General features: G+C 70.1%; 5 protein-coding genes. 3 read left to right on the plus strand and 2 right to left on the minus strand.

The genetic code is table 11. The features are described 5' to 3' along the window. Window positions 1–3: 3 nt before the first annotated feature. Window positions 4–1,137: a pyridoxal phosphate-dependent aminotransferase gene (locus tag BLQ76_RS02205; protein ID WP_090668200.1), complete on the minus strand. Its 1,134-nt coding sequence runs from the start codon at window positions 1,135–1,137 to the stop codon at window positions 4–6. Between the two features lie 155 nt (window positions 1,138–1,292). Between BLQ76_RS02205 and BLQ76_RS02210 the strand changes: the two genes are divergently transcribed. After that, window positions 1,293–2,414: a metallophosphoesterase family protein gene (locus BLQ76_RS02210; RefSeq protein ID WP_090668203.1), complete on the plus strand. Its 1,122-nt coding sequence runs from the start codon at window positions 1,293–1,295 to the stop codon at window positions 2,412–2,414. A gap of 5 nt (window positions 2,415–2,419) precedes the next feature. Beyond that, entirely contained in the window at window positions 2,420–5,023 is a 2,604-nt protein-coding gene (locus BLQ76_RS02215; RefSeq protein WP_090668206.1) for an AAA family ATPase, read from the plus strand. A 7-nt stretch (window positions 5,024–5,030) separates the two neighbouring features. On the opposite strand, the gene BLQ76_RS02220 is transcribed toward BLQ76_RS02215, so the two are convergent. Continuing rightward, entirely contained in the window at window positions 5,031–6,911 is a 1,881-nt protein-coding gene (locus BLQ76_RS02220) for a KUP/HAK/KT family potassium transporter (RefSeq protein WP_090668209.1), read from the minus strand. A 342-nt stretch (window positions 6,912–7,253) separates the two neighbouring features. On the opposite strand from BLQ76_RS02220, the gene BLQ76_RS02225 reads away from it, so the two are divergent. Then, on the plus strand, window positions 7,254–7,567 hold a 314-nt coding region (locus BLQ76_RS02225; protein ID WP_170842468.1), incomplete at its 3' end, for a porin.

Below are 7,567 nucleotides of genomic sequence, written 5' to 3' on the forward strand. Positions count from 1 at the left end.
GCGTCATCCTCGCGCGGCCCGGAGCGCACGATCGAGGGCATCCGCGAACAGGTTCAGTTCCTCGTCGCGGCCGACCGTCACGCGAATCAACCGGTCGAGCGGCGCGATGCCCGGCATGCGGATGAAGACGCCCTCCGCCAGAACGCCTTCCAGGACGCGTCGCGCGAAGGCGCCGTCCCGGCCACAGTCGATCGCGACAAAGTTCGTGGCGGACGGAAGGGGGACAAGGCCGGCGTCGCGTGCGATGCCCGACAGGATGTCGCGGGCTCGGGCGATGCGCGCGACGATCTCGGCGAGATAGGCCTCGTCGGCGAGCGCTGCCAACGCGCCGGCCTGCGCCATGCGCGACACGCCGAAGTGGTTGCGCACCTTGTCGAACTGTCGCACCGCCTCGGGCTCGCCGAAGACATAGGCGACGCGAACGCCGGCCATGCCGTGCGCCTTGGAAAAGGTCCGGAACCGCAGGAGGTTGGGGCGCAGCCAGTTCGCCGGCGGCAGGGCGCCCGCCGGCGCGAGGTCGCTATAGGCCTCGTCGAGCACTACCAGCGTTTCCGGCGGGACCGCCTCCGCGAACGCGCGGATCTCGTCCGCCGTCCGCCAGCTCCCCGTCGGGTTGTCGGGATTGGCGACATAGACCAGCTTCGGCCGGATCTCCCGCGCACGAGCCGCCAGGGCCTCGAGGTCCTCCCGGTCGTCGCGGTAGGGCACGAAGTCGAGCCGTCCGCCATGGCCGGACACATGGTAGTTGAAGGTCGGGTAGGCGCCGAGCGAGGTCACCACCGTATCGCCGGGGTCGAGCGTCAGCTGCGCCAGAAGTCCGAACAGCCCGTCGATGCCTTCGCCCACCGTGACGTGCGCGCCGGTCAGTCCGAGTTGCGCGGCGATGGCCTCGCGCAGCCCATGCTGCTCGGGGTCGCCATAGGCCCAGCTGCCGCTCGCCGCCTCCGCCATCGCCGCCAGCACACGCGGCGAGGGGCCGAACACGCTCTCGTTGGCGCCGAGACGAGCCCGAAAGGGGCGTCCGAGCCGTCGCTCCAGCGCTTCCGGGCCGACAAACGGAACGGTGGCGGGCAATGCCTGGGTACGAGGGGTGAAGAACACGAGCGGCCATGCCTCCGTTGCGGACCGTCTCCTCATACGGTCTTCGCGCGAGGAACGAAACGGGCTTGCGGCGGAGAGGTCGGCCGGGTGAAAAGCGTGGGACAATCGGCACTTGGGGCATACGCGCCCTTGAACCGCCGCCTTCGTCTCCTCACACCAGTTCCCATGTCCCGCGTTCAGCTAACCCGTCCATGATCCGCTTCCTCCACACGGCTGATTGGCAGATCGAGAAGCCCTTCGGCGGCTATGCGCCCGACGTCGCCTTCGCCCTCAAGGAAGCGCGCTTCGGGGCCGTCGAGCGCCTCGCGCGGCTGGCGGGGGAACGGCGCGTCGACTTCGTGCTCGTGGCGGGCGACGTGTTCGATGCCAACACCGTGTCGGACCGCGCGATCCAGCGCACGCTGGACGCGATGGCGCTGTTCGCGGGCGACTGGGTACTCCTTCCCGGCAACCATGACGCCGCGGTCGCCGTATCGGTGTGGACGCGGATCGAGCGCTTCCGGCATGCCGCCCGGGTCATCGTCGCCGAACGGCCGGAGCCCATCGTCCTGTGCGACGGGCGCGTCGTGGTGTTGCCCGCGCCGTTGCAACGGCGGCACGAGGGCGCCGACGTCACGGCCTGGTTCGACGCGGCGGAAACGCCGCCCGGCGCCGTGCGCGTCGGCCTGGCGCACGGGGCGGTCTCCAACCGCCTTCCGGCCGGCGCCGAGAGCGACAATCCGATTGCGGACGACCGTGCGAACCGCGCGCGCCTCGACTATCTGGCGCTTGGAGACTGGCACGGTTTCCTCGAGATCGCGCCGCGCACCGTGTATTCCGGCACGCCCGAGCCCGATCGCTACCCGGCCAACGAGCCGGGCTTCGCAGCGCTGGTCGAGATCGATGCGCCGGGCAGCCTGCCTCGCGTCGAGAAGGTGGCGACTGCCCGCTTCCGTTGGATGCGCCTCGACGTCGAGTTGCACGGCGACATCGGCGCCCTCGACGCCGCGCTGGACGCGCTGGGACCGACCGGCACGACGCTGATCGATCTGACGCTGCGCGGCACGCTGCCGATCCGCGAGCGTGTCGCGTTGGAGGAGCGGCTGGAGGCGTGGCGCGCCCGGTTCCAGGACCTTCGCCTCGACGATGCCGGTCTCGTGGACGAGCCGGATGTCGACGACCTCGACGCCATCGACCTTTCGGGTTTCGTGCGCGTGGCTGTGGAGCGTCTGCGCCGGCGGGCGGCCGATCCCGCCGATCCGGAGCGCGAGGCGGCCGCGCTCGCCTTGCGCATGGCCTTCGTCGACCACGCGCGCCCGACCAAGGCGGGCTGAGACCGATGCGCCTTCGCTCGCTCTCCTTGCGCAACTTCGCCGGCTCCGAAGCGCGTGATCTCGATGGGTTCCAACCCGGTCTCAACGTCGTGGTGGGCGACAACGAGGCCGGCAAGTCGACCTTGCTTCTCGCGCTTCGCTCGGCCCTGTTCCAGCGTCACCGCGCCCAGACCGAGGTGATCCGGCTGCTGGCGCCCTATGGGCGCCAGGTTCGGCCCGAGGTCGTCGTCGAGTTCGAGACGGGCGGCGAGAGCTATCGCCTGCGCAAGGGATTTCTGCAGAAGCCCGAGGCGGAACTGACCTGGGCCACCGGCAGCCTGACCGGCGAAGCCGTCGAGGAGCGGCTGGCCGAGATCTTCCGCTTCAACCATTCCGGTGCCCGAAAGGCGAAGGAGGGCGACTATCCCGGCGCCTTCGGTCTTCTTTGGGCCGACCAGGGCCGCGCCTTCCAGGGGCTCGATCTCGGACAAGGGCGCGACGCCGTGGCCGCATCGCTGGAGGGCGAGGTCGCGCAAGTGCTCGGCGGCGATCGCGGACGCTCTCTGCTTCTGCTCGCCAAGGCGCGGCATGACCGCTTCTTCACGGACCGCGGGCGCGTTTCCGTCAACTCGCCCTTGAAGGCCGTCGAGGATCGGCTGGCCGAGCTCGGCCGCGACCTCGCCGAGCGCGAGACCCTCGCACGCAGCTACCAAGACAAGATCGAACGTCTGCATCGCCAACGCGATCGGCTGCGCGGCTACGAGCGCGACGACGTCGTGCGCGCGGCGGAACGGTCGCTGCGCGCCGCCGAGGAGGCGCTGGCGGGACTCGGTGCCTTGCAGCGCGAGGCCGACGAGGCCAAGCGTGCCCTGCGACAGGCCGAGCTGGCACGCGAGGCGAGCGTCGAGCGGATCCGCGCGCGCGAAACATCCACGCACGCCGCGCGGCGAGCCGAGGCGCAGGCGAGCGAGACGGCCGAGCGCCTGGCGGAGGGAGAGGCGCGCCTGACGCGCGAGGCTGAGGCCCTGACGCACACCGAGGCACGAGTGGAAGCGGCGCGAGCGCTGGAGGAGCGACTGGCGGCGCATGCCGGCCGTGCGGCGCGCCGGGCGGAAGCCCGGCAACTCGCAGCGGCACTGGTGGCTGCGGAGGCGCGTCACGCACAGGCATCGGCGCTCGTTGAGAAGCGGGCCGCCGTTTCGCGATCCGAGCCGGGCTTCGACGCCGGTCTCCTGAAGACGCTCGATGCGCTGGAGCGTGCCGCGCGCGAGGCGGCGATTCGGCTGGAGGGCGCAAGTCCGGTCCTGCGCCTTCTTCCGCTCGATGGCCGAGGCGCGCGCGCGGACGGCTCGCCGCTGGAAGCGGGCTCGGCGTTGCGCATCGATCGGCCGCTGCGCATCGATCTCGACGGCTTCGGCACGATCGAGATCGAGCCGGGCGGGGACGGCGAGACGCTGCGGCGCGAGGCGGATCGCGCGGCCCTCGCGCTCGGCGCCAAGTTGCGCGCGGTCGGTGCGCCCGATGCCGACGACGCGCGCCGGCGTGCGCGCGAGAACGAGGAGCGCGTGCGCGAGCGCGACCGGCTCGACGCGCAGGTTCGCCTTCTCGTGCCGGAAGGGCTGGCGGCCCTGGCGGAGACGATCGCGGCGGACCGCACCCGGCTGGCCGACCAACAGGAGTCCGAGCCGGCCGACGAGGACGTCGGCGACTGGGACGGCGCCAGGCGCGATCTTGCCGACGCCGAGCGGTCGGCGGGTGCGGCCCGGCAAAGCGTGGCGCGGGCGCGCGAAGCGGTGGCGGCGCTGCGGAGCGAGGCCGCGCATGCGGGCGCCGACGCGCATCGACGCGCCGAGGAGTTGCGCGACGCCGAGCGGGATCGGCCGCATGCCGCCCTCGTCGCCGATCTGGCCGCCGCCGACACGGAGCGAGCCGGACGCGCGCTCGCCTTCGCCCAGCGCCGCGACGCGCTGGAGGCGGCCGATCCCGAGACGGCGCGCCGCACGCTCGAATCGCGCCAGCGGGCCCTGGCCGCCGTTCGCGAGGACCAGTCCCGGCTGCAGGCCGAGGTCGCGACGCTCGAGGGCGAGCTCGGATCGCAGGGACTGGTCTCGCTGCATCCGGAGATCGAGCGCCTGCGGGGTGAGATCGCCGCGGCCGAGGCGCAACGGCAGAGGCTCGCGCTGGAGGCCGAAGCCTCGCGACTCCTTCACCAGACGCTCGCCGACGCCCAGCGCGAGGCCCGCGAAAGCTGGCTGGGCCCAATCAAGCAACGCGTCGCGCCATACCTGCGCCTGCTGCACGCCGAGAGCGACGTCGAGTTCGACGAGTCGACGCTGGAGATTGCAGCCCTGCGCCGGCGCGGCACGGAAGAACGCTTCGACCGCCTGTCGATGGGCGCGCGCGAGCAGGTGGCCGTGGTGACGCGCCTCGCGCTCGCCGAGGTTCTGAAGCGCGGCGGACATCCGGCGGCGGTGATTCTGGACGATGCCCTGGTGAACACCGACGAAGTGCGGCTTCAGCGCATGCACATGGTGTTGCAGCGGGCCGCCGACATGGGCCTGCAGGTCATCGTGCTGACCTGCCGCGAACGCGACTTCCGCGACTTGGGAGCGCCGATCATCCGGCTCTGACAAGACATCAGATGTGCCGGCTCGTTCCGAACGCGACGGTGCGCGTTTCCGGCAGGCCGAAACGGTCGATCGGGCGCTCCGCGGTGTCGAACAGAAAGGCGAAGATCCGGTCCAGGATGTCGCTCCAGGAGCGGATGCGCTCGCTCGGGACGGCGCGGTCCATGCCGGTGACGTAGATCAGCTCGTCGCATGGGATCTGGTGATCGCGCAGCAGCGGCACGAGCACCGAGGGCAGGTTCAGGCGCTGCATGTAGCCGAATCGGATGTCGACCCGCACGATGTCGTCGGCGATGCGGGAGAAGTGAGCCCGGTCCCCGTCCAGAACGCGGGGCTTGTCCGTCCGGCGCACCACGCAGACGATGGTGGGGGAGAAGCTGACGTCGGCGAGCTTACGCATGCGCACGAGCGCGACCGGCGCGGTCTCGCCGGTTCGCGTGATGAAGACGGCCGGGCGGGGCAGGCGCCGACTGCCGGCAAGGCGCGCGGGCAGATCCTGGATCGGGACCGAGGCGCGGCGCGAGCCGCTGCGAAGCCGCTTCAGACCGTGGCGCCAAGCGCCCATGACAAGGAGCACGACGCCGCCGATCGAGAGCGGCAGGAGACCGCCGTCGAGGATTTTCGTGAGGTTCGCCGTCGCGAAGGGCAGGTCGAGGCAGAGAAACAAGGCGCCGATCGCCAACACGCCCCAGCGGGGCAGGCGCCACGAACGACCCATCTCGAAGACGAAGAGGATCGTGGTGGTGACCATCGCGAGGGCTACCGCGATGCCATAGGCCGAGGCGAGCCGTTCGGACGAGCCGAAGCTGACCACCACTGCGATCGCGAGAATGCCGATCAGCCAGTTGACCCGGCCGATATAGACGTCGGCCTCGTTGTGCGCCGAGGTATTGCGCATGCGCATGGGCGGCAGGAAGCCCAGTTCCACCGCCTGGTTCGCCAAGCTGAACGCGCCGGTCAGGATCGCCTGTGAGGCGATGATCGTGGCCAACGTCGCCAGAACCAGCATCGGCAGGCCGAAGGGCGCGGGCACGATCTCGAAGAAGGGATGCAGCACGCCCGGATTGCCGAGAAACAGGGCGCCCTGGCCGTAGTAGTTCAGTAGAAGGGCCGGCAGGGCGATCAGCGTCCAGGCGTTTCGGATCGTTCGCCGCCCGAACTGGCCGAGATCGGCATACAGCGCCTCGCCGCCCGTTACGGCCAGGAAGACCGAGCCCATGATGGCGAGCGCGCGGCCGGGCTCCGCCAACAGGAGGGCGACCCCATGCAACGGATTCGCGGCGGCGAGCACGTCCGGTCGCGCGACGATCGAAACGACGCCGAACCCGCCGAGCGCCGCGAACCACAGAAGCATGACGGGTCCGAAGAAACGGGCGATCGGCGCGGTGCCCAACCGTTGCAGGACGAAGACCGCCAGCAGCACGGCGACCGTCGCCGGCACGATGAAGCGATCGAACGACGGGGCCACGACGCGAATGCCCTCCATCGCGGAGAGCACCGATATGGCGGGCGTGAGGACGCCGTCGCCAAAAAGCATGGCCGCACCCGCCAGTCCCAGAGCCAGAAGAACGCGCTGGCCTCGCCGCCGACCTTGGTGAACGCGCAGAAGCGTCACGAGCGCGAGGATGCCGCCTTCGCCCTCGTTGTCCGCCCGAAGAATGAAGCTGACGTATTTCAGGGTCACGACGAGGATCAGCGCCCACGTCACGAGCGACAGGACGCCGAGCACGGAGGCCGGCGCGGCGGTGCCCTCGACCGAGGCAGCCCGGACACCCTCCTGGAGTGCATAGAGCGGACTGGTGCCGATATCCCCGAAGACGACTCCGAGCGCACCGACCGTTGCCCAGGCCGTGGCGCGTTGCGGCCCCGTTTTCGCCTCGTTCGACCACATTGCGCGCCTGCTCCGATTCCCGATCCGCAGGTACGGCGGTCCTGCAACTGGTGCGAAGCTAGCGTTGGAACTCCCATTCGGCAGGGGTTTGGTCAGGTCGGCGCAAGCGAGTTACGCTGGAGGGCACAACAAACGTGGCTTCGCCGCAACAGCGGTGTGTCCAACGCGCCTCCGTGGCCCTGGTGTGGCCTTTCGGTGATTGCATCCGGCACATCCGTCGATATCCTTACTATCGAAAGACGAAGGGGGACGACCTGAGGCTTTCAAAGGGATGGGGCAGGGAAGGCTGTCCTTCGTAACAAAGGCCCAACCCTAACCTATAACTTGACTGGAGGTCAGGACATGAACATCAAGAGCCTTCTTCTTGGCTCCGCCGCGGCGCTGGTCGCGGTTTCCGGCGCTCGCGCGGCTGACGCGGTCGTCATGGCCGAGCCCGAGCCGGTCGACTACGTCCGCGTTTGCGACGTGTACGGCAAGGGCTTCTACTACATCCCCGGCACCGAGACCTGCCTGTCGATCAGCGGTTACGCCCGCTTCCAGGTGAACGTCGCCGGCGACCCGGCCTTCAACCTCGAGGGTGACGACTACCAGGTCAACACCCGCGTCCGCGGCCGCTTGAACTTCGACGCCCGCGAGGAGACCGAGCTCGGCACGCT

This window comes from Aureimonas jatrophae (assembly GCF_900104035.1).
GTDB lineage: Bacteria > Pseudomonadota > Alphaproteobacteria > Rhizobiales > Rhizobiaceae > Aureimonas > Aureimonas jatrophae.

Coding starts and splice junctions, on each gene's coding strand:
- BLQ76_RS02205 (WP_090668200.1), bottom strand. CDS start 1,137: ATGAGGAGACGGTCCGCAACGGAGGCATGGCCGCTCGTGTTCTTCACC.
- BLQ76_RS02210 (WP_090668203.1), top strand. CDS start 1,293: ATGATCCGCTTCCTCCACACGGCTGATTGGCAGATCGAGAAGCCCTTC.
- BLQ76_RS02220 (WP_090668209.1), bottom strand. CDS start 6,911: ATGTGGTCGAACGAGGCGAAAACGGGGCCGCAACGCGCCACGGCCTGG.
- BLQ76_RS02215 (WP_090668206.1), top strand. CDS start 2,420: ATGCGCCTTCGCTCGCTCTCCTTGCGCAACTTCGCCGGCTCCGAAGCG.